This window comes from Bradyrhizobium sp. AZCC 1588 (assembly GCF_036924735.1).
Taxonomy (GTDB): Bacteria; Pseudomonadota; Alphaproteobacteria; order Rhizobiales; family Xanthobacteraceae; genus Bradyrhizobium.
On record NZ_JAZHSC010000001.1, the window covers coordinates 2,824,329 to 2,844,711 of the forward strand.

Consider the following 20,383-nt stretch of genomic DNA (forward strand, 5'->3'; position numbering starts at 1 on the left):
CGTGATCTCTAGAGCGGAATGACGTCCTTGATTGGTCGCTCCGCTCGATCTCTTTGTTCAAGGCATGGCCTTTCGAGAATGGGATAGCCGCTCCTTTAACCAGGTTCCGATCACATATGAATGGCGCGTTTGCCGACCGCAAGCGCGGCTTCCTTGATCGCTTCCGAGCGGGTCGGATGCGCATGACAAGTCCGCGCCAGATCCTCGGCAGAACCGCCAAACTCCATGAGAACCGCGGCCTCCTGGATCATTTCGCCGGCTTCGCGGCCGACAATGTGTACGCCAAGCACGCGATCGGTCTTCGCATCTGCGAGGACCTTCACAAAGCCGTCAGTGGTCTGGTTGACCTTGGAGCGGCCGTTGGCGGTGAACGGGAATTTGCCTGAGGTGTAGGCGACGCCGGCCTGCTTCAGCTCTTCCTCGGTCTTGCCGACCGACGACACTTCCGGAGTGGTATAGACGACGCCAGGGATGACATCGTAGTTCACGTGGCCCGCCTGCCCTGCGATGATTTCGGCACAGGCGACGCCTTCGTCCTCGGCCTTGTGCGCGAGCATCGGCCCCGCCACCACGTCGCCGATCGCATAGACGCCTTTCAGGCTGGTAGCGAAATGCGCGTCGATCTGCACACGGCCGCGGTTGTCGAGTGCAATGCCGGCTTCCTTGCAGCCGAGCCCGTCGGTGTAGGGCACGCGGCCGATGCAGACCAGCACCACGTCAGTCTCGATCGTCTCCGCTGTGCCGCCAGCCGCCGGCTCCACCGTTGCCTTCAACGTCTTGCCGGACGCGTCGACCGCCGTCACCTTGGCGCCGAGCTTGAATACAAAGCCCTGCTTTTCGAGGATGCGCTGGAATTGCTTGGCGACTTCCCCATCCATGCCGGGCAGAATGCGATCGAGGAATTCGACGACCATGACCTCAGCGCCCAGCCGTTTCCAGACCGAGCCGAGCTCCAGCCCGATCACGCCTGCGCCGATGATCAGAAGCCTCTCCGGCACCTTCTCAAGCGACAGCGCGCCGGTCGACGACACGATGCGCTTCTCGTCGATCTCGATGCCCTTCAGCCGCGCGATGTCGGAGCCGGTAGCGATGACGATGTTCTTGGTCTCGACCGTCTGCGACTTGCCGTTAGCGCTGACTTCAACCTTGCCGGTGCCGAGAATCTTGCCGGCGCCGTAGAGGACGTCGATCTTGTTCTTCTTCATCAGGAACTCGACGCCCTTGACGTTGCCGTCGATGCCCTGCTGCTTGAAATTCATCATCGCCGGTAGATCGAGCTTTGGCGCGGAAATGCTGACGCCCATCTTGGCAAAGGAATGCGCGGCCTCCTCGAACATTTCGGAGGCATGCAGCAGCGCCTTCGACGGCATGCAGCCGACATTGAGGCAGGTGCCGCCTAGCGTTGGATTCTTCTCGACGACGGCCACCTTCATGCCGAGTTGCGCCGCGCGCACGGCGCAGACATATCCGCCCGGGCCGGTGCCGATGACGACGAGATCGTAGGAAGCCATGATGAAGTCCTGTTAGCTTAAGAAAGGTGTCAGGTATTACCGGCCGCCCGATACATCAAGGATGGCGCTGGTGACGTAGGACGCCTCGTCCGAGATCAGCCAGACGATGGCATTGGCGATTTCTTCCGCAGTGCCGACGCGCTTCATCGGCACCATATGCGCGAGCCGATGCGCGCGATCGGGCTCGCCGCCGGACGCGTGAATATCCGTATCGATCAGTCCAGGCCGGATCGCGGCGACGCGAATGCCCTCGCCGGCAACCTCATAGCCAAGGCCAATGGTGAAGGAATCCACCGCGCCCTTGGACGCCGCATAATCGACATACGTATTGGGCGAGCCGAGTTTCGCCGCGACCGAGGAAAGATTGACGATGACGCCGCCCGCGCCGCCGTTGCGGGTCGACATCCGCTTCACGGCTTCGCGCGCGCATAAAATGCTGCCGGTGACGTTGACCGCCATCATGCGCTGAATGCGCTCGGCCGACATGTCCTCGACTCGTATCGACGGACCGACAATGCCGGCATTGTTGACGAGCGCGCCAAGCGTTCCGAATGCGTCGGCGGCCTTGAACAGCGCGAGAATGTCCGCCTCGCTGCCGACGTCGCATTTCACGGCGATCGCCTTGCCGTTCTTGCGCTCGATCTGCGCGACGACGTCCTTGGCCGCGGCTTCATTGCTGGCGTAGCCGACCACGACGCGAAAACCGCGCGCCGCGGCGGCGATGGCGGCAGCACGGCCGATGCCGCGGCTGCCGCCGGTGATCACAACAACCTTGTCCGTCACATCAGGCCCCACAAATCAACGTGCATCGATCCACGGCTTGCGACGCAGGCGTGAGTGCCGACGCCGGCAAGCATGTTGTGTCAGAGATCCAGCACCAGCCGCGCCGGATCCTCCAGGCTCTCCTTGACGCGCACCAGGAACGTCACCGCTTCCTTGCCGTCGATCACGCGGTGATCGTAGGACAGCGCCAGATACATCATCGGGCGGACCTCGATCTTGCCGCCGACCACCATCGGCCGCTCCTGGATTTTGTGCATGCCCAAGATGCCGGATTGCGGGGCGTTGAGGATCGGCGTCGACATCAGCGAACCGTAGATGCCGCCATTGGTAATGGTGAAGGTGCCGCCCTGCATCTCGTCGATCTTGAGCTGGCCGTCGCGGGCTCGGCGGCCGAAATCGGCGATCGATTTCTCGATGTCGGAGATCGACTTGTGGTCGCAGTCGCGCACCACGGGCACGACAAGGCCCTTGTCGGTGCCGACGGCGACGCCGATGTGGTAGTAGTTCTTGTAGATCAAATCGGTGCCGTCGATCTCGGCGTTGACGGCCGGAATGTCCTTCAGCGCCTGCACGACCGCCTTGGTGAAGAAGCCCATGAAGCCGAGCTTCGAGCCATGCTTCTTCTCGAACACGTCCTTGTACTGCGCGCGCATCGCCATGATGTGGCTCATGTCGACCTCGTTGAAGGTCGTGAGCATCGCGGCCGTGTTCTGCACGTCCTTGAGCCGCCGCGCGATGGTCTGGCGCAGCCGCGTCATCTTCATCCGCTCCTCGCGTGCCGCATCGTCGGCCGGCGACGGCGCACGCACCTGCACGGACGCGGCCGGCTGATTGACCGGGGTCGGCGCCGACGCCGCCTTCTCGATCGCGGCCAGCATGTCGCCCTTGGTGACGCGGCCGTCCTTGCCCGAGCCGGGCACGGTCGCGGCATCGATGCCGCTCTCGGCGGAGAGTTTGCGGACCGACGGCGCCAGCGGCGCATCGGCTGCCGCAGCCTTCGGAGCCGCCGCAGGCGCGGCGGCGGGCGCTGCAGCCGCTGCAGCCGGGGCAGCGGCCTTGGCGGCCGCGGCCGGCTTGGCGGCGCCGGCGGCACCTTCATTGATCTGTCCGAGCAGCGCGCCGACGGCGACGGTCTCGCCGTCCTTGGCCGCGATCTCGCCGAGCACGCCGGCGGATGGCGCCGGCACTTCGATGGTGACCTTGTCGGTCTCGAGCTCGACCAACGGCTCATCCACCGCCACCGCGTCACCGGCCTTCTTGAACCAGCGGCCGATGGTGGCTTCCGTCACGGACTCGCCGAGCGTCGGAACACGAATTTCAGTCATGGTATTTTTTCCTCAATCATTGGTGCGTCATCGTCCGCCTTGTGCGCAATTGCGCACTGGGGCGGACGATCCAGTACTCCGGGACGGTCGTGACATAGACGGACGGCACGGCGTACTGGATGCCCCGCCTTCGCGGACCATGACAGCGGCAAAAACGTTAGTTCAGCGCCTCATCCAGCATTGCCTTGAGCTGCGCCAGATGCTTCGACATCAAACCGGTGGCGGTTGCCGCCGAGGCGGCACGGCCGGCGTAACGCGGACGCCGGTTCGGCGCGTGGATCTGGTTCAGCACCCATTCGAGATAGGGCTCGATGAAGTGCCATGAACCCATGTTGCGCGGCTCTTCCTGGCACCAGATCACTTCGGCATTCTTGAAGCGGCCGAGCTCGTGCACCAACGCCTTCAGCGGCACCGGATAAAGCTGCTCGACGCGCAGGAGGTAGATGTCGTCGATGCCGCGCTTCTCGCGCTCCTCGTAGAGATCGTAATAGACCTTGCCCGAGCACAGCACGACGCGGCGGATCTTGTCGTCCGGCACCAGCTTGATCTTCTCGTCGGACAGCATCTGCGCGTCATCGTAGAGAATGCGGTGGAAGGTCGTGTCCTTGCCGAGTTCGTCGAGCCGCGAAACCGCGCGCTTGTGGCGCAACAGCGACTTCGGCGTCATCACGATCAGCGGCTTGCGGATCTCGCGATGTAACTGGCGCCGTAGCACGTGGAAGTAATTCGCCGGCGTGGTCGGATACACCACCTGCATGTTGTCTTCGGCGCACATCTGCAGGAAACGCTCGAGCCGCGCCGAGGAGTGCTCCGGTCCCTGCCCTTCATAGCCATGTGGCAGCAAGCAGACGAGACCGGACATGCGCAGCCATTTGCGTTCGCCAGATGAGATGAACTGGTCGAACAGCACCTGCGCACCGTTGGCGAAGTCGCCGAACTGGGCTTCCCACATCGCCAGCGCCTTCGGCTCGGCCAGCGAATAACCGTACTCGAAGCCGAGCACCGCCTCTTCGGACAGCAGCGAGTTGATGACCTCGTAGTGGCCCTGATCGTGGCCAAGGTGATTGAACGGCGTGTAGCGGCTCTCGTCTTCCTGGTCGATCAGCACCGAATGGCGCTGCGAGAAGGTGCCGCGTTCGGAATCCTGGCCGGATAGCCGGACGTGGTGGCCTTCCTGCATCAGCGTGCAGAATGCCAGCGCTTCGCCAGTCGCCCAGTCGATGCCGACACCGTTGTCGATGGCCTTGGCGCGGTTTTCCAGGAAACGCTGGATCGTGCGGTGAACCCGGAAACCGTCCGGCACCTTGGTGATCTTGCGCCCGATATCCTTGAGGATGCCGACATCGACGCCGGTGACGCCGCGGCGGGCATCTTCTTCCTGGTCGGCGGATTTGAAGCCGGCCCATTTGCCGTCGAGCCAGTCGGCCTTGTTGGGCTTGTAGCCGGAGCCCGCCTCAAGCTCGGCATCGAGCCGAGCGCGCCAGTCGGCCTTGGTCTTATCGACCTCGCCCTCGGTCATCACGCCGTCGGCGATCAATCGCTTGGCGTAGATTTCCAGCGTGGACGGATGCGAGCCGATGCGCTTGTACATCACGGGCTGGGTGAACGCCGGCTCGTCGCCCTCGTTGTGGCCGTGGCGGCGATAGCAGAACATGTCGATCACGACCGGCTTGTGGAATTTCTGCCGGAACTCGATCGCGACCTTGGCGGCGAACACCACCGCTTCCGGATCGTCGCCGTTCACATGGAAGATCGGCGCGTCGATCATCTTCGCCACGTCGGACGGATAGGGCGAGGAGCGCGAATAGCGCGGATAGGTGGTGAAACCGATCTGGTTGTTGACGATGAAATGCAGCGAGCCGCCGGTGCGGTAGCCCTTCAGGTCGGACAAGCTGAAGCATTCCGCCACCACGCCCTGGCCGGCGAACGCCGCGTCGCCATGCATCAGCATCGGCAGCACGGAAATGCGCATGTCCGGCGGATCGCCATGCTGGTCCTGCTTGGCGCGCACCTTGCCGAGCACCACGGGATCGACGATCTCCAGATGCGACGGGTTGGCGGTCAGCGACAGATGGATCTTGTTGCCGTCGAATTCGCGGTCGGACGACGCGCCCAGATGGTACTTGACGTCGCCAGAGCCTTCGACCGCGTCCGGATTGGCGGAGCCGCCCTTGAATTCGTGAAACAGCGCGCGATGCGGCTTACCCATCACTTGGGTCAGCACATTGAGCCGGCCGCGATGCGGCATGCCCAAAACGATTTCCTTCACGCCGAGATTGCCGCCGCGCTTGATGATCTGCTCCAGCGCGGGGATCAGCGATTCAGCGCCGTCGAGGCCGAAGCGCTTGGTGCCCGTGAACTTGAGATCGCAGAACTTTTCAAAACCCTCGGCCTCGACCAGCTTGTTCAGGATCGCGCGGCGTCCCTCTCGCGTAAAACTGATTTCCTTGTCCGGACCCTCGATGCGTTCCTGGATCCAGGCCTTCTGCGCCGCGTTGCTGATGTGCATGAACTCGACGCCGAGCGTCTGGCAGTAGGTGCGTTCACAGATCGCGACGATCTCGCGCAAGCTGCCGTATTCGAGGCCGAGCACATGGTCGAGGAAGATCTTGCGGTCGAAATCGGCCTCGGTGAAGCCATAGGTCCGCGGATCAAGCTCCTCGCGATCACGCGGCGCCTCGATGCCGAGCGGATCGAGCTTGGCGTGGAAATGACCGCGCATGCGGTAGGCGCGGATCAGCATCAGGGCGCGAACCGAATCGCGCGTCGCCTGATTGACGTCGGCAGGGGATAGTTCGGCGCCCTTGGCCTGCGCCTTGGCGGCCAGCTTGGCACCGACGGCCTTCTCGACGGTGACCCAGTTACCGTCCAGCGCCGAGGTCAGTTCGTCCTGCGGCGTGATCGGCCAGTTGTCGCGGCGCCAGGACGGACCCTCGGCGTTCTTCTGGACGTCGGCCGGGGTGTCTTTCAGGCTCTTGAAGAATTCCTGCCAGTCGCTGTCGACCGAGCCGGGGTCCTGCTCGTAGCGGGCGTAGAGCTCGTCGATATAGGTGGCGTTGGTGCCTTGCAAAAATGAGGAAAGGGCAAATGCTGCGTTCGCGTCCTGGCGAGACATGATGGCGTCCTGGTGAGTTTCGCTTTGCGCGTGGAAAACGGCGCTGTAGCCGGTCCGGGAGGCCCGAACCAGCTCGGTAAGAAGCTTTACCCTATTTAAGACGGATATTCCCGCCTAAAAGGACCAAGGACTGAATTAAGACTTCAATTTTTCGGCAAGGGTATGTCCAAGCCGTGCCGGCGACGGAGACACCGTAATTCCGGCCGCTTCCATGGCCGCTGTCTTGGAGCCGGCGTCGCCCTTGCCGCCGGAAATGATGGCGCCGGCATGCCCCATGCGGCGGCCGGGAGGGGCGGTGACGCCGGCGATGAAGCCAACCATCGGCTTTTTCCGGCCGCGCTTGGCCTCGTCCTTGATGAACTGGGCGGCGTCTTCCTCGGCCGAGCCGCCGATTTCACCGATCATGATGATCGAGGTGGTTTTCTCGTCCTTGAGGAACATCTCCAGCACGTCGATGAATTCGGTACCTTTGACCGGGTCGCCGCCGATGCCGACCGCGGTGGTCTGGCCGAGGCCCTCCTGGGTCGTCTGGAACACGGCCTCATAGGTCAACGTGCCCGATCGGGAAACGATCCCGACGCTGCCCGGCTTGAAGATATTGGCCGGCATGATGCCGATCTTGCACTCGCCCGCCGTCATCACGCCCGGGCAGTTCGGCCCGATCAGGCGTGACTTCGATCCCGACAACGAACGCTTCACGCGCACCATGTCCAGCACCGGAACGCCCTCGGTGATGCAGACGATCAGCGGAATCTCCGCATCGATCGCTTCGCAGATCGCGTCTGCCGCACCCGGCGGCGGGACATAGATCACGCTGGCGTCAGCGCCGGTCTTCTCACGCGCCTCACGAACGGTGTCGAAGACGGGCAAGCCGAGATGGGTCGAGCCGCCTTTGCCCGGCGAGGTGCCGCCGACCATCTTGGTGCCGTAAGCGATCGCGGCTTCCGAATGGAACGTGCCGTTCTTGCCCGTAAAACCCTGGCAGATGACTTTGGTGTTGCTGTCGATCAGAACGGACATGATTGCGAACGCTTTCTTCGGTGACCGTGAACGAGGGGGTTAATGAATCCGCCGGTACGTGCCGGTGAGCACGTCGGCCCATCCTTCGGCATCAGGCGAGAACTGGATCTTCATGGTGTAGTTGTTGTCATCGAGGACTTCATAGACGTGGCGCGCATTGCCGCGCAGCGAGCCACGCACCAAGGTCAGCTTGTTGCCGACCCAGGCGCCGGAGGCAGGTGCCGGCGAATAGTAGCCGAGCGAATCGTGCCAGAATAATTTGTAGGTCCGGTCGTCACGGTCATAGGTGAACACGCCGTGGGTGGCGAAAGTCTCCTTGCCGTCGCGCATCTGGCGGGCATCCTGGATCAGGTAGAACCCGTTGAGATCCATCCGTGCGACCACATGCGAGGTCGCCGGACCGCCCGCGGTCCAGCGCGACGGATAAACCATTTCTTCGCCGGCCCATTCGCCCGCAAACACCTCGAGCTTGCGGTGTTCTTCCAGCGGTGTCGGAGCGACGAGACGGTCAGCCATCGCTAGCCTCCCTTGACGGCTTTCACGATTTTCTGTGCGGCATCGTCGAGATTGTCGGCCGGCACCACGTTGAGGCCGGATTCGCGGATGATCTGCTTGCCAGCGTCGACATTGGTGCCTTCGAGCCGCACCACCAGCGGCACTTTCAGGCCGACTTCCTTCACCGCGGCGACCACGCCTTCGGCGATGATATCGCATTTCATGATGCCGCCGAAGATGTTGACCAGGATGCCCTTCACGTTCGGGTCCGCGGTGATGATCTTGAACGCCGCCGCCACCTTTTCCTTGCTGGCGCCGCCGCCGACATCGAGGAAGTTGGCGGGCTCCATGCCGTAGAGCTTGATGATGTCCATGGTCGCCATCGCAAGGCCGGCGCCGTTGACCATGCAGCCGATGGTGCCGTCGAGCGTGACGTAGTTGAGATCGTACTTCGACGCCTCGACTTCCTTGGCATCTTCCTCGGTCAAATCGCGCAACGCCACCGCCACTTCGGGATGGCGGAACAGCGCGTTGTCATCGAACGACACCTTGGCATCGAGCACGCGCAGTTCGCCCTGCTTGGTAACCACGAGCGGATTGATCTCCAGCATCGCCATGTCCTTGGCAACGAAGGCCGTGAAGAGCTGCGTCACCAGCTTCTCCGCCTGCTTGGCGAGATCGCCGGTGAGCTTCAGGGCTTTCGCGACCGTGCGGCCGTGATGAGCCATGATGCCGGTTGCCGGATCGACGGAGAAGGTCACGATCTTCTCAGGCGTGTTGTGGGCGACGTCCTCGATATTGACGCCGCCTTCGGTCGAGACCACGAACGCGACTTTAGAAGTTTCACGATCGACCAGGATCGAGAGATAAAACTCCTTGTCGATGTCGGAGCCTTCCTCGATGTAGAGGCGATTGACCTGCTTGCCCTGCGGGCCGGTCTGCACCGTGACCAGCGTCGCCCCCAGCATCTGCTTGGCGAATTCGTTGACCTCGGCGACTGACTTCGCGATGCGGACGCCGCCCTTGTCGCCGGCGGAAGCTTCCTTGAATTTGCCCTTGCCGCGGCCGCCGGCATGGATCTGGCTCTTCACCACCCAGATCGGGCCGGGAAGCTGTTTGGCGGCGGCTTCCGAATCCGAGGCCTTCAAGACAGGCACGCCACGCGAAATCGGCACGCCGAATTCATGCAGCAGAGCCTTGGCCTGGTATTCGTGGATATTCATTTGGACGCTCCCCAAAATCCCTAGCGGCGAGTTCTACAGTTCACCGGCATTGGTAGTTGGCATACCATATACCAAGATAACTGCAACCCTGAAAACGCTTTCGCCCCAGCAAGGGGCGAAAGCCGAGTAAAATCAACGACCGAGAAGGTCGGGCGCGATCTTCTTGCAGGCGTCGACCAGGCCTTGAACCGCGCCGACCGACTTGTCGAAGGCTTCGCGATCCTTGCCGGCCAGCTCGATCTCGACGATGCGCTCGACGCCCTTCGAGCCGATCACGACGGGGACGCCGACATACATGTCCTTCACGCTGTACTCGCCGTTGAGATAGGCGGCGCAGGGCAGCACGCGCTTCTTGTCCTTCAGATAGCTCTCGGCCATCGCGATTGCCGAAGCGGCCGGCGCGTAGAACGCCGAACCGGTTTTCAGGAGATTGACGATCTCGGCGCCGCCGTTGCGGGTGCGGTCGACGATCTCGTCGATGCGCGTCTGCGAGGTCCAGCCCATCTTGACGAGGTCGGGCAGCGGAATGCCAGCGACCGTGGAGTAGCGCGTCAGCGGCACCATGGTGTCGCCATGGCCGCCGAGCACGAAGGCGGTGACGTCCTCGACCGAGACGTGGAATTCGTCGGCCAGGAAATAGCGGAACCGCGCGGAGTCGAGCACGCCAGCCATGCCGACCACCTTCTTGTGCGGCAGACCGGAAGCCTTCTGCAGCGCCCACACCATCGCATCCAGCGGGTTGGTGATGCAGATGACGAACGCATCGGGCGCATACTTCTTGATGCCGGCGCCGACCTGCTCCATGACCTTGAGGTTGATGCTCAAGAGATCGTCGCGGCTCATGCCGGGCTTGCGCGGCACACCGGCGGTGACGATGCAGACCTTGGCGCCATCGAGCGCCTCATAGGAATTGGCCCCAGTGAGATGAGCGTCGAAACCGTCGACCGGCGAAGATTGCGCGATATCGAGCGCTTTACCCTGGGGGACGCCCTCGGCGATGTCGAACATCACGACGTCGCCAAGCTCCTTCAGGCCGACGAGGTGAGCCAGCGTTCCGCCGATCTGACCGGAGCCAATCAAAGCAATCTTGTCGCGCGCCATGGGAAATTTGTCCTTCTGAGACGAAGAGTGAGGGGTGGATAATCAGTCGGATGGCTGGTTATCCCTTTCGAATGGCCGGTTCAAGCCGGGGCATGCCCGATTCTAAGGCCGCGCCTGGATTTCGATCAGGTATGCCACGACCGCCATCCCCGTCATTGCGAGCGAAGCGAAGCAATCCACCTCTCCACTCGGGGATAGATGGATTGCTTCGTCGCTTTGCTCCTCGCAATGACGGGGAAAAACCAATGACGGAAGAGACTACGTCTCCACCAATCCCGTGCTCGATCCGCTGGCCGCGGAATCCTTCCGTCCGTGCGGCAGCGCGAGGTAGGACTCAGAACTCATTTCGATCAGCCGCGACGCGGTCCGCTTGAACTCGTTGGATTCAACGCCCTCGGCAGCGACATACAGCGACACCGGATCGGCCTCGGCCGAGGCCATCAGCTTCACGGCATTATCGTAGAGCGTGTCGATCAGCGAGATGAAGCGCTTGGCGGCGTTGCGCTCGGCGTAATCCATCACTGGAATGCGATCGATCAGGATGGTGTGATAGTCGTGCGCCAGCCGCAGATAGTCCGACGCGGCCAGCGGCTTTTCGCAGATATCGGCAAAGGAAAATCGCGCCACGCCGTGCGCCGAACAGGGCACGCGCAGGACGCGGCCCTTGATCGCAATGTCGCGCGGCTTGCACGGCGCGTTGCCGGTCATCTTGCCCCAGGCGCGGTCGAGCGCGGCGCCAGCTTCATCATCCGGCGGCACCAGCCACATCTTCACGCCGGTCAGTTTTTCCAGCCGGAAATCGGTGCGGGCATCGAGCCGCAGCACATCCATGCGGTCTTCGATCTGCGAAATGAACGGCAGGAACAGCGCGCGGTTGAGCCCGCCCTTGTAGAGGTCTTTGGGCGCGACGTTCGAAGTCGCGACCACGACGGTGCCGAGTTCGAACAGTTTTGAGAACAGCCGCCCCAGGATCATGGCATCCGCGATGTCGGTGACGTGGAATTCGTCGAAGCACAGTAGCCATGCCTCGTCGAAGATCGCGTTGGCCGTCAGCTCGATCACGTCGCCGTCTGGGATTTCACCGCGCGCGATGTTCTGGCGGTAGGCGTAGATCTTCTCATGCGCCTCGGCCATGAATTCGTGGAAATGGGCGCGGCGCTTGCGCTGGACCGGGCACTGCTGAAAGAACAGGTCCATCAGCATGGTCTTGCCGCGGCCGACCTCGCCGTGAATGTAAAGCCCGCGCGGCGGCGGCTCGCTTTTGTCGCCGAACAACCGGCCGAGCAGGCTCAACTTGCGCGCCGGCTTGTAGCTCGACAGCCGCTCCTCAAGGCTGGCAAACGCCTCGGCAGCATCCGCCTGCGCGGGATCGGCCTCGATCGCGCCGGAGGAAACCAGAGCCTGATACTGTGCGCGGAACGAGGTGGGGTCAGTCGACAGCATGGCCCCTTTCGGCCTCAAGCGTGCGGAAATTGCAAGCCGTGAATTGGTGCTGGGGGTATGCAAACACAGCCCGTCAGCGTCTCTGGTATACGTGATCATCCGCTGGAGCCTGTCATCGGGCGGCGCAAAGCGCCGACCCGTTGGCGGACGATGACAGCGGAGAGGCGGACAGCGCCCGCCCTCACGCGCTCAGCGCATAGGAATCCTCGACCACATAAGGCCCGCCGCCGGTGGACGCGCGGGAGGAGAACAGCACGAAGCGCGAAGCCCAGAACGTGCGGCTCGGGAAATAGCCGCGCACCGAGAGATAATCGGCAACGTCCTGGCTGGAAGCGTCATGCAGCCGCGCCAGCGTCACATGGGGAATGAATTTGCGTCCCTCCGGATCGAGCCCGAGCCGCTGCATCAGCCTTTCGAGTTCGGCCTGCAGCTCGATCAGCGGTCGACTCGGCTCGACGGAGGCGACCACTGCGCGCGGTTTCTTGCCGCCAAAGCTCTGCAGGCCCTGCACCTTGACCTCGAACGGCTTGCGGTTGACCCGAAACAGCATCGAGGCGATTTCATTCGCCGACATGCCGTCGATATCGCCGATGAAGCGCAAGGTGACGTGATAATTTTCGGGATCGATCCAGCGTGCGCCGGGAAGGCCGCCACGCAAATTGGAAAGGCTCTGGCCGATCTCGGCCGGAATTTCCAGTCCAGCAAACAAACGCGGCATCGCATGACTCCCGATGCTTGGGCATGACCTTGAAAAGGACCATGTCCTGTAACAGCGCCCGGTGACGAATCACCGATAGTTATTTTCTATCCGACTTATGTGACTCTGCGAAGCGCGCGGGGCGAGCACTCCGCAATGCTACGGGAAAACCTTGGGGTAACCTCATTCGTTGCTGCTTTTTCAACTCCGCTGCCCGGAGATCGTGCCGATAAATGCCTCCACCATGGGCAGAATATTCTTCACGATGATATCGACACCCTCGGCGGTCGGATGAATTCCGTCGGCCTGGTTGAGCTTGGCCTCACTCGCAACCCCCTCCAGGAAGAATGGGTAGAGCGGCACGCCGAACGATTTGGATAGCTCCGGATAGATGGCGTTAAAGCGCGCCGCATATTCGCTGCCGTAATTGGGCGGCGCCAGCATCCCGCACAACAGAACCGCGATCTTGCGCGTCTTCAGCCGGGTCAGGATGTCGCTCAGCGCCGCACGGGTGACCGCGGGATCGATCCCGCGGAGCGCATCGTTGGCGCCGAGCTCGAGAATCACCGCCTCGGTTCCCTCCGGGATCGACCAGTCCAGCCGGTCGCGGCCGCCGGACGTGGTATCGCCGGACACCCCCGCGTTGACCATATCGACCTTTATCCCCTTGTCGCTTAACGCTTTTTGTAGGCGGGCGGGGAACGCTGCCGGCGCAGACAGGCCGAGGCCAGCGCTCAAGGAATCACCGAGGACGACCATTTTGACCGGTTTGGCGGGCGCCGTGGCCGGGGCTTGAGTCTGAGCCAAAACCGGCCCGGCCGTCATCAAAGCCACAATCAACACGCGTATGTGCGCAAACATCCGTTTCAAGCCCTCGACCCGAGCGGTGGAAGTGCCATATGACCGAGCCATGGACAGTCTCATCGAACCCTCTTCACTGACCGGCGTCGGGCCGGACACCATTTCCATCTCCAACGTCAACCTCTCGCTCGGCACAGGCGCCGCCCGCGTTCATATCTTGAAAGATATCAGCCTTCGTGTGGCATCCGGCGAGGCGATCGGCCTGATCGGGCCGTCAGGTTCGGGCAAATCGACCTTGCTGATGGTGATGGCGGGGTTGGAACGTCCTGACAGCGGAGAGGTGGTGGTCAACGGCACCCCGTTCAATGCCCTCGACGAGGACGCCCTCGCCCGCTTCCGCGGCCGCCAGGTCGGCATCGTATTCCAGTCGTTTCACCTGATCCCGACCATGACGGCGCTGGAAAACGTAGCCGTGCCGCTGGAGCTTGCCGGTAGTCCCGACGCGGCGGAGCGCGCGGCGAAGGAGCTGGCGTCGGTCGGCCTCGGCGAGCGCCTGCATCATTACCCGACCCAATTGTCCGGTGGCGAACAGCAGCGCGTGGCGCTGGCTCGCGCCCTGGCACCTGATCCCGCCATTCTCGTCGCGGACGAGCCGACCGGCAATCTCGATGAAACCACCGGCAAGCAGATCGTCGACATGCTCTTCACCAAACATGCCGAGCGCGGCATGACGCTGGTGCTGGTGACGCACGACAGCTCGCTGGCGCAGCGCTGCGACCGCGTGGTGCGGCTGCGCTCAGGCCGGATCGACGGGCACTCATGACCGCGATTTCCGAGCCGGTCTACAAGAGCCGCGCATCCTCGCTGGCGCTGCGTTACGCGCTTCGCGAATTGCGCGGCGGCCTGCGTGGCTTTTACGTCTTTATCGCCTGCATCGCGCTCGGCGTCATGGCAATTGCCGGCGTCGGCTCGGTGGCGGCAAGCCTTAGCGAAGGTCTGACCCGCGAGGGCCGAACATTGCTCGGCGGCGATGTCGCATTCTCGCTGATCCAGCGCGAAGCCAAGCCGGAGGAATTCGCTTTCCTGCGCGCGCGCGGCCAAGTGTCGGTTGCGGCCGCGCTGCGGGTGATGGCCCGCGCCAGCGACGGCAAGCTGGCGCTGGTCGAGCTCAAGGCGGTCGATGGCAATTATCCGATGCTCGGACAGTTGACGCTTGATCCCCAAATGCCGATGTCGGATCTGCTGGCTGAACGCGATGGCGCGTTCGGCGCGGCGGTCGATTCCACCCTGCTGGCGCGGCTCGATCTCAAAGTTGGCGACCGCATCGGCATCGGCAATGCCACGATCCAGATTCGCAGCGTGGTTGGCGCCGAGCCGGATAAGCTCGCCGGCAATGTCGGCCTGGGCCCGCGGGTTCTGGTCAGCGAGCAGGGCCTGCGCGCCAGCGGATTGCTGCAGCCGGGCAGCCTGGTGCGCTGGATGTACCGGGTAAAATTGCCGGACAATGCGGCCGACGAACGCGCCGCCGCCCAGTTGGTCAACAGCGCCCGGAGCGCCTTGCCGGAAGCCGGCTGGTGGATCCGCAGCCGCGACAATGCCTCGCCGCAGCTCGAACGCACCATCAACCGCTTCACCCAATTCCTGACGCTGGTTGGCCTCGCGGCCCTTCTGGTCGGCGGCGTCGGCGTCGCCAACGCCGTCAAGAGCCATATCGATCGCCGACGCGACGTCATCGCCTCGTTCAAGGCGCTTGGCGCCACCGGGCGCGACGTCTTCACCATCTACCTGACTCAGGTGATCGTGCTCGCCGGGATCGGCTCGATAATCGGGCTTGCCGCCGGCGCGGCCTTGCCGTTTGTCATCGTCGGCCTGTTCGGCAAGCTGTTGCCGCTGCCGGTGATCCCTGCCCTGCACGCCGACGAACTGGCGCTGTCGTTCCTCTACGGCCTGCTCACCGCGCTCGCCTTCGGGCTGTGGCCGCTCGGCCGGGTCCATGATGTCCCGGTCGCGGCATTGTTCCGCGAAGAGGTTGCCCGCGAATGGCACCGCCCGCGCTGGAGCTATCTCGCGCTCATGGCTGTGGTGATCGTGCTCCTTGTCGCGGTCGCGATCGGACTGGCCTATGACAAGCGGGTCGCCGCCGTGTTCGTCGTCGCTTCGGTTGCGGTGTTTGCGCTGTTGCGCGGCGTCGCCGCCGGCCTGATGGCGCTGGCGCGGCGCCTGCCACGGTCCAGCATCACCATGCTGCGGCTGGCGATTGCCAATATCTACCGGCCCGGCGCACTGACGCCGTCGGTTGTGATGTCGCTCGGGCTTGGGCTCGCGGTCCTCGTCACCATTACCCAGATCGACGGCAATCTGCGCCGGCAGTTCCTGGCCGCGCTGCCGGAGCGCGCGCCCTCGTTCTACTTCATCGACATTCCGACCGCCGACGCCGACCGCTTCGGCGCCTTCCTCAAGCAGATCGCGCCGCAATCCACCGTCGACGACGTGCCGATGCTGCGCGGGCGCATAGTTGCCGCCCGCGGCGTCAAAGCGGACGAACTCAAGCCTTCGCAGGATACCGAATGGGTGCTGCAGAGTGACCGCGGCCTGACCTATACCGGCGAAGTTCCAAAAGGCTCGAAGGTGGTCGAAGGCGAATGGTGGAGCGCGGACTATAAGGGGCCGCCGCTGGTCTCGCTGGAGAAGAAGATCGCCGACGGGCTGAAGCTCAAGATCGGCGACGACATCGTCGTCAACGTACTCGGCCGCGACATTTCGGCCAAGATCAGCAATCTGCGCAATGTCGACTGGCAGGGGCTCGGCATCAATTTCGTACTGGTGTTCTCACCCAACGCCTTCAAGGGCGCGCCGCACAGCCATGTCGCGACCCTATCCGAGATCCACCCCGACCCGGCAGGCGACGCCCGAATCATCAAGCAGGTGGCGGACGCCTTTCCGATGGTGACCAGCGTTCGGGTCCGCGAGGCGCTCGAGACCGTCGGCACCGTCGTTACCAACCTCGTGCTCGCCATCCGCGGCGCCAGCGCGGTGACGCTGATCTCGGCGATCCTGGTGCTCGGCGGCGCGCTCGCCGCCGGCCATCGCCACCGGGTCTATGACGCGGTCATCCTGAAGACGCTCGGCGCAACCCGGGTGCGTCTGCTCGGGGCCTATGCGCTCGAGTACCTCATGATCGGCCTCGCGACCGCCATATTCGGCGTGATCGCGGGATCGATCGCCGCGTGGCTGATCGTGACCAGGCTGATGACGCTCAGCTTCATCTGGCAGGCCGGCAGCGCGGCCGGGGTGGTCGCAGCCGCCCTGATCGTCACGGTGGGGCTGGGGCTCGCCGGAACGTTGTTGGCCCTGAACCAAAAGCCGGCCACCGTGTTACGGAATTTGTGACAATTTGTAGCGGCGGAAGGCAGGGGTTAACACTGCTTTTACCCGGAAATAGCTGGCAGAAGCGACATTCAGCCGCGCGTGGAAGCTTGCGTCGAATGTGTTAGTTTCCCACATACCAGCCAAGATCAGTGGCCGGGTTGATGACGTTAGATAAACAGATAAACGTCGGCAGATCGGGACATCTGAGATAGAAATCCAACCGGCGCCGCAAACCCCTTGCGCTCCGCCGGGCAACCAACGGGAATTCGACCATGTCGGACCTAGACCGTAACTACGTATCTCCTTTCGGCCGGGCTGCCGGACGCGTTGACGCCGCGGCCGTCGATGCCGGTCTGCGCGCCTACATGCTGCGCATCTACAACTACATGAGCATCGGCCTGGCGATCACCGGCCTTGCGGCGCTCGGCGTCTACATGGCCGCGGTGACGACCGACCAGGCCGGGGCCGCCGCCAGGTTCGGCAACGCCTACCTGACGCAGTTCGGCTACGCGATGTATGTCAGCCCGTTGAAGTGGCTGTTCATCCTCGCGCCGCTGGCGATGGTGTTCGCGATCTCGGCCGGCATCAACCGGCTGCGGCCCGCGACCGCCCAGATGCTGTTCTGGGTGTTCTCGGCGCTGATGGGCATTTCGCTGTCGTCGATCTTCCTGGTGTATACGCACACCTCGATCGTTCGGGTGTTCTTCATCACCGCTGCGACCTTCGGTGCGCTGAGCCTCTACGGCTACACCACCAAGCGTGACATGAGCGGCATGGGGTCGTTCCTGTTCATGGGCCTGATCGGCGTCATCATCGCGAGCCTGGTCAACCTGTTCCTGGCGAGCTCGATGCTGCAGTTCATCGTCTCGGTGGTCGGCGTGCTGGTGTTCGCGGGCCTCACCGCCTGGGATACCCAGCGGCTGAAGAACGAGTACATCTACGGCTACGCTTCGGGAGGCGCTGACGTTGAAGAGCGCGCGGCGATTACCGGTGCACTGTCGCTCTACCTGAACTTCATCAACCTGTTCACGCTGCTCCTGCAGCTCCTCGGCCAGCGCGACTAGCCGCGGCCGTACAGGTTCAAGAGCTAAAGCCCCGGCCTCGCGGCCGGGGCTTTTCTTTTGCCCGCGACAAAAATATTCTACCCGCATGTCCGCTCCCGAAATCCGGCCCGCCACCGAGGCCGACCTCCCCGCCATCACCGAAATCTACGAGCACGCGGTACGCTACGGCACCGCGACGTTCGAGCTGATCCCACCCGATCTCACTGAGATGACCCGGCGGTTCAGGGCGCTGTCGGATGGCGGCTTTCCCTATTTCGTCGCAGCCATCGAAGGCCAGGTGGTCGGATACGCCTATGCCGGGCCATACCGGCCGCGGCCGGCCTATCGCTTCACCGTAGAGAACTCGGTTTACCTGAAACCATCGACTCACCGCCGCGGCATTGGCCTGCAGTTGATGCAGCGGCTGATCGCCGAATGCGAGGCGCGGGGCTACCGGCAGATGATCGCCGTGATCGGCGATTCCGCCAATGCCGGTTCGATCGGGGTTCACACCAAGACTGGCTTCCAGATGATCGGAACCCATCCGAGCGTCGGCTTCAAATTTGGACGCTGGCTTGACACGGTCATGATGCAGCGTGCGCTCGGCGAAGGCAGCACGACAGTCCCCAGTTCGTAGTCTGGATAAGGCGTAGCGCCTCCGCCAGCGCGTTCACGCGCGTCTTCGACGCGCTATGGGCGGTACACCGCGGGGCCCAGACTCAAAATCGCGAAAACAACCCCATGCAAAGTAGAATGGGCCCCCCGGCTCGCAGTAGCCCGGCCGATTAAACCACCGCCAGCTTGCGGTCGATCACCAGCAGCACGCGCTCGAGTTCATGGCCGCGGCGCAGGATCAGTCCGGTCGCCGAGATCACGCTGTACATGCCCTGCTTGCGCGCGAGCCGCGGATCTTTCTCGATGCGATAGATCGGAACTTCGGAAGCGCGGCGGAATACGGAGAACACCGCGCGGTCTTTCAGAAAGTCGATGGCATAGTCGCGCCACTCGCCGTCGGCGACCATGCGCCCATAGAGATTGAGGATACGGTTGAGTTCGAGACGATTGAACGTGATGCGATTCGGCGGCGTGCTCGCAGTGGCGACGCGCGCCACTGCGCGGCTGTCGCTCGGATCGGTGTCCTCCGATATCAGGGTCATGGAGCGCCTCCTGTCATCCAATTTACATGATCGCGCTAACCACGGGGCGCCGCAAGGGGGTGTAAATACGAAGGAAACTGCGGCGGATGCCCCGATATCCCAGGAAATATCGATTCACGGGATCGTTAGCGGAATCTTATTGCTGCCCTACTTCCGCCAACCGTCCGCCCCGCTAAATTGCGAAAAGAAAATCCTGCGTTGGCCCGGTCCTTTCGGTTCCGGATTCCTCAGCCCCCAGCCCCCCGGGGCCGTCGGGATCGGGCCTGTTCGCAGGAGGGAGTTAATCCCGATACTGGGCCAACGAAAGTTGGTCCTTTTTCGTTTGGGGGACTGTTCTCGCGGATGCCGCGCGCGGCTCAGACTTTGCCGATTACGCGAAGCTAACTCAGAGACAAAGTTAGCCCCGGTAGCCCGGAGCCAATCAGCGCAGCGCCGTCATGGCGGCGCCGAGCATCGCGCCCGGCTTGTCGCGACTGCCGTCCTGGACGTAGACGACCGCGGCGTCCACGCCGTCGCGGGAAATATTTTCAAGCGGAATGGTCCAGCTTCCCGAACCGCCGTTCCAGTCGCCAACCTTCACGAGGTTGCGTACCACGTTGTAGTAGGTGAGTTGCTGGCCGCGATTCTCACCGCGCCCGATCGAGATCGGCACCGCCTTCGAGACCGAGCAGATCCAGACTTCGCCGCGGCCCGCCGTCGGCACCTTGCTCGCCTCTACCGAGACATTGAGCAGCTTGCCGGACAACGTCATCTTTACCGGCACCGACATCACGCCTTCAGTCTTGCTGGTGTTCTTGATGGCGCTTTCGATAGCGGCGCGATCGCTGCCGATCACCTGCGCCGAGCCGTTGACGATCATCTGTGGCGTGTAGAGGTTACGATCGCCACGCACATGCGAATAGGCCTTCTGACGCGCGCTGAAACGCGAGTCCGCCAGCGTGTCCTTCCAGCCAAGATAGTCCCAGTAGTCGATCGGCATGCTCAGCGCGATGATGGACGGATCCTGTGCGAGCTCGCCGACGATCTGGTCGGCCGGCGGGCACGACGAACAGCCTTGCGAGGTGAACAATTCGACCACGGTGCGCGGATCGGCATGAGCCGGGCGGATGATGGCGATGATCGCGCAGACGCCGAGCGCACCAGACCATCGCGATATGCAGTTGTAGGCCATCATCGCTGTCATCGTGCGAACCAGGCGTAGCGTTTTCCATCCGTAATTGTACGGGGCATGATTTAATATCCCAAAGGCGTGCCCCAGACGCACGAAAGCGGCCCTGTCATAGGCCGCCTTCTCCTTGCT

The 20,383-nt window shown here is 63.1% G+C and carries 17 protein-coding genes; 4 read left to right on the forward strand and 13 right to left on the reverse strand.

Going from position 1 to position 20,383, the window contains the following annotated elements; all coding sequences use genetic code 11:
- Window positions 1–110 precede the first annotated feature (110 nt).
- The 11 genes from lpdA to V1277_RS13250 form a co-directional block, all read right to left on the reverse strand.
- The gene (gene lpdA / locus V1277_RS13200; protein ID WP_334416515.1) at window positions 111–1,511 is read right to left on the reverse strand and encodes a dihydrolipoyl dehydrogenase; all 1,401 of its coding nucleotides are present in this window, start codon (window positions 1,509–1,511) and stop codon (window positions 111–113) included.
- Between the two features lie 36 nt (window positions 1,512–1,547).
- Window positions 1,548–2,294, reverse strand: a complete 747-nt coding sequence (locus V1277_RS13205; protein WP_334416516.1) for an SDR family oxidoreductase — start codon at window positions 2,292–2,294, stop codon at window positions 1,548–1,550.
- Window positions 2,295–2,374: 80 nt separating this feature from the next.
- On the reverse strand, window positions 2,375–3,619 hold the full coding sequence (gene odhB, locus V1277_RS13210) for a 2-oxoglutarate dehydrogenase complex dihydrolipoyllysine-residue succinyltransferase (RefSeq protein ID WP_334416517.1): 1,245 nt from the start codon (window positions 3,617–3,619) through the stop codon (window positions 2,375–2,377).
- Between the two features lie 157 nt (window positions 3,620–3,776).
- Complete coding sequence (locus tag V1277_RS13215; RefSeq protein ID WP_334416518.1) at window positions 3,777–6,734, reverse strand: 2-oxoglutarate dehydrogenase E1 component; 2,958 nt, start codon at window positions 6,732–6,734, stop codon at window positions 3,777–3,779.
- Window positions 6,735–6,869: 135 nt separating this feature from the next.
- Window positions 6,870–7,754 (reverse strand): succinate--CoA ligase subunit alpha, encoded by an 885-nt coding sequence (gene sucD, locus V1277_RS13220; RefSeq protein WP_334416519.1) that lies wholly within the window; start codon window positions 7,752–7,754, stop codon window positions 6,870–6,872.
- 39 nt (window positions 7,755–7,793) lie between these two features.
- Window positions 7,794–8,270: a DUF1579 family protein gene (locus V1277_RS13225; protein ID WP_334416520.1), complete on the reverse strand. Its 477-nt coding sequence runs from the start codon at window positions 8,268–8,270 to the stop codon at window positions 7,794–7,796.
- Between the two features lie 2 nt (window positions 8,271–8,272).
- Window positions 8,273–9,472 (reverse strand): ADP-forming succinate--CoA ligase subunit beta, encoded by a 1,200-nt coding sequence (gene sucC / locus V1277_RS13230; RefSeq protein ID WP_334416521.1) that lies wholly within the window; start codon window positions 9,470–9,472, stop codon window positions 8,273–8,275.
- 132 nt (window positions 9,473–9,604) lie between these two features.
- The gene (gene mdh, locus V1277_RS13235; RefSeq protein ID WP_065744744.1) at window positions 9,605–10,573 is read right to left on the reverse strand and encodes a malate dehydrogenase; all 969 of its coding nucleotides are present in this window, start codon (window positions 10,571–10,573) and stop codon (window positions 9,605–9,607) included.
- 258 nt (window positions 10,574–10,831) lie between these two features.
- A complete protein-coding gene (zapE, locus tag V1277_RS13240; protein WP_334416522.1) occupies window positions 10,832–12,016 on the reverse strand; it encodes a cell division protein ZapE in 1,185 nt (394 codons plus the stop codon).
- Between the two features lie 181 nt (window positions 12,017–12,197).
- Window positions 12,198–12,734 carry an RNA 2',3'-cyclic phosphodiesterase gene (gene thpR, locus V1277_RS13245; protein WP_028348494.1) on the reverse strand — a complete coding sequence of 179 codons (537 nt, stop codon included), beginning with the start codon at window positions 12,732–12,734 and terminating at the stop codon, window positions 12,198–12,200.
- Window positions 12,735–12,914: 180 nt separating this feature from the next.
- Window positions 12,915–13,574 (reverse strand): arylesterase, encoded by a 660-nt coding sequence (locus V1277_RS13250; protein ID WP_334420366.1) that lies wholly within the window; start codon window positions 13,572–13,574, stop codon window positions 12,915–12,917.
- Between the two features lie 49 nt (window positions 13,575–13,623).
- Between V1277_RS13250 and V1277_RS13255 the strand changes: the two genes are divergently transcribed.
- The 4 genes from V1277_RS13255 to V1277_RS13270 all read left to right on the forward strand — a co-directional run bounded on the left by V1277_RS13255 (window position 13,624) and on the right by V1277_RS13270 (window position 18,563).
- Window positions 13,624–14,337: an ABC transporter ATP-binding protein gene (locus tag V1277_RS13255; protein ID WP_334371954.1), complete on the forward strand. Its 714-nt coding sequence runs from the start codon at window positions 13,624–13,626 to the stop codon at window positions 14,335–14,337.
- The gene (locus tag V1277_RS13260) at window positions 14,334–16,904 is read left to right on the forward strand and encodes an ABC transporter permease (protein WP_334416523.1); all 2,571 of its coding nucleotides are present in this window, start codon (window positions 14,334–14,336) and stop codon (window positions 16,902–16,904) included. Before V1277_RS13255 ends, V1277_RS13260 begins: the two co-directional genes overlap by 4 nt.
- Window positions 16,905–17,155: 251 nt before the next feature.
- Window positions 17,156–17,947 carry a Bax inhibitor-1/YccA family protein gene (locus V1277_RS13265; RefSeq protein WP_028348490.1) on the forward strand — a complete coding sequence of 264 codons (792 nt, stop codon included), beginning with the start codon at window positions 17,156–17,158 and terminating at the stop codon, window positions 17,945–17,947.
- Window positions 17,948–18,032: 85 nt separating this feature from the next.
- Window positions 18,033–18,563 (forward strand): GNAT family N-acetyltransferase, encoded by a 531-nt coding sequence (locus V1277_RS13270; RefSeq protein WP_334416524.1) that lies wholly within the window; start codon window positions 18,033–18,035, stop codon window positions 18,561–18,563.
- Between the two features lie 148 nt (window positions 18,564–18,711).
- Here V1277_RS13270 and V1277_RS13275 read toward each other — a convergent pair whose 3' ends face one another.
- Together V1277_RS13275 and V1277_RS13280 are read right to left on the reverse strand one after the other, a co-directional pair.
- Window positions 18,712–19,083, reverse strand: coding sequence for a DUF2794 domain-containing protein (locus V1277_RS13275; protein ID WP_028348488.1), 372 nt, complete (start codon window positions 19,081–19,083; stop codon window positions 18,712–18,714).
- A gap of 421 nt (window positions 19,084–19,504) precedes the next feature.
- Window positions 19,505–20,266: a DUF1223 domain-containing protein gene (locus V1277_RS13280; protein ID WP_334416525.1), complete on the reverse strand. Its 762-nt coding sequence runs from the start codon at window positions 20,264–20,266 to the stop codon at window positions 19,505–19,507.
- Between the last annotated feature and the right edge of the window lie 117 nt (window positions 20,267–20,383).

Bases quoted from the DNA above. Each gene is read 5' to 3' on its own strand.
- thpR (WP_028348494.1), bottom strand. From the start codon at position 12,734: ATGCCGCGTTTGTTTGCTGGACTGGAAATTCCGGCCGAGATCGGCCAG.
- V1277_RS13275 (WP_028348488.1), bottom strand. From the start codon at position 19,083: ATGACCCTGATATCGGAGGACACCGATCCGAGCGACAGCCGCGCAGTG.
- odhB (WP_334416517.1), bottom strand. From the start codon at position 3,619: ATGACTGAAATTCGTGTTCCGACGCTCGGCGAGTCCGTGACGGAAGCC.
- sucD (WP_334416519.1), bottom strand. From the start codon at position 7,754: ATGTCCGTTCTGATCGACAGCAACACCAAAGTCATCTGCCAGGGTTTT.
- V1277_RS13260 (WP_334416523.1), top strand. From the start codon at position 14,334: ATGACCGCGATTTCCGAGCCGGTCTACAAGAGCCGCGCATCCTCGCTG.
- V1277_RS13215 (WP_334416518.1), bottom strand. From the start codon at position 6,734: ATGTCTCGCCAGGACGCGAACGCAGCATTTGCCCTTTCCTCATTTTTG.
- mdh (WP_065744744.1), bottom strand. From the start codon at position 10,573: ATGGCGCGCGACAAGATTGCTTTGATTGGCTCCGGTCAGATCGGCGGA.
- V1277_RS13255 (WP_334371954.1), top strand. From the start codon at position 13,624: ATGGACAGTCTCATCGAACCCTCTTCACTGACCGGCGTCGGGCCGGAC.
- V1277_RS13265 (WP_028348490.1), top strand. From the start codon at position 17,156: ATGTCGGACCTAGACCGTAACTACGTATCTCCTTTCGGCCGGGCTGCC.
- V1277_RS13250 (WP_334420366.1), bottom strand. From the start codon at position 13,574: ATGTTTGCGCACATACGCGTGTTGATTGTGGCTTTGATGACGGCCGGG.
- V1277_RS13225 (WP_334416520.1), bottom strand. From the start codon at position 8,270: ATGGCTGACCGTCTCGTCGCTCCGACACCGCTGGAAGAACACCGCAAG.
- sucC (WP_334416521.1), bottom strand. From the start codon at position 9,472: ATGAATATCCACGAATACCAGGCCAAGGCTCTGCTGCATGAATTCGGC.
- V1277_RS13270 (WP_334416524.1), top strand. From the start codon at position 18,033: ATGTCCGCTCCCGAAATCCGGCCCGCCACCGAGGCCGACCTCCCCGCC.
- zapE (WP_334416522.1), bottom strand. From the start codon at position 12,016: ATGCTGTCGACTGACCCCACCTCGTTCCGCGCACAGTATCAGGCTCTG.
- lpdA (WP_334416515.1), bottom strand. From the start codon at position 1,511: ATGGCTTCCTACGATCTCGTCGTCATCGGCACCGGCCCGGGCGGATAT.
- V1277_RS13280 (WP_334416525.1), bottom strand. From the start codon at position 20,266: ATGACAGCGATGATGGCCTACAACTGCATATCGCGATGGTCTGGTGCG.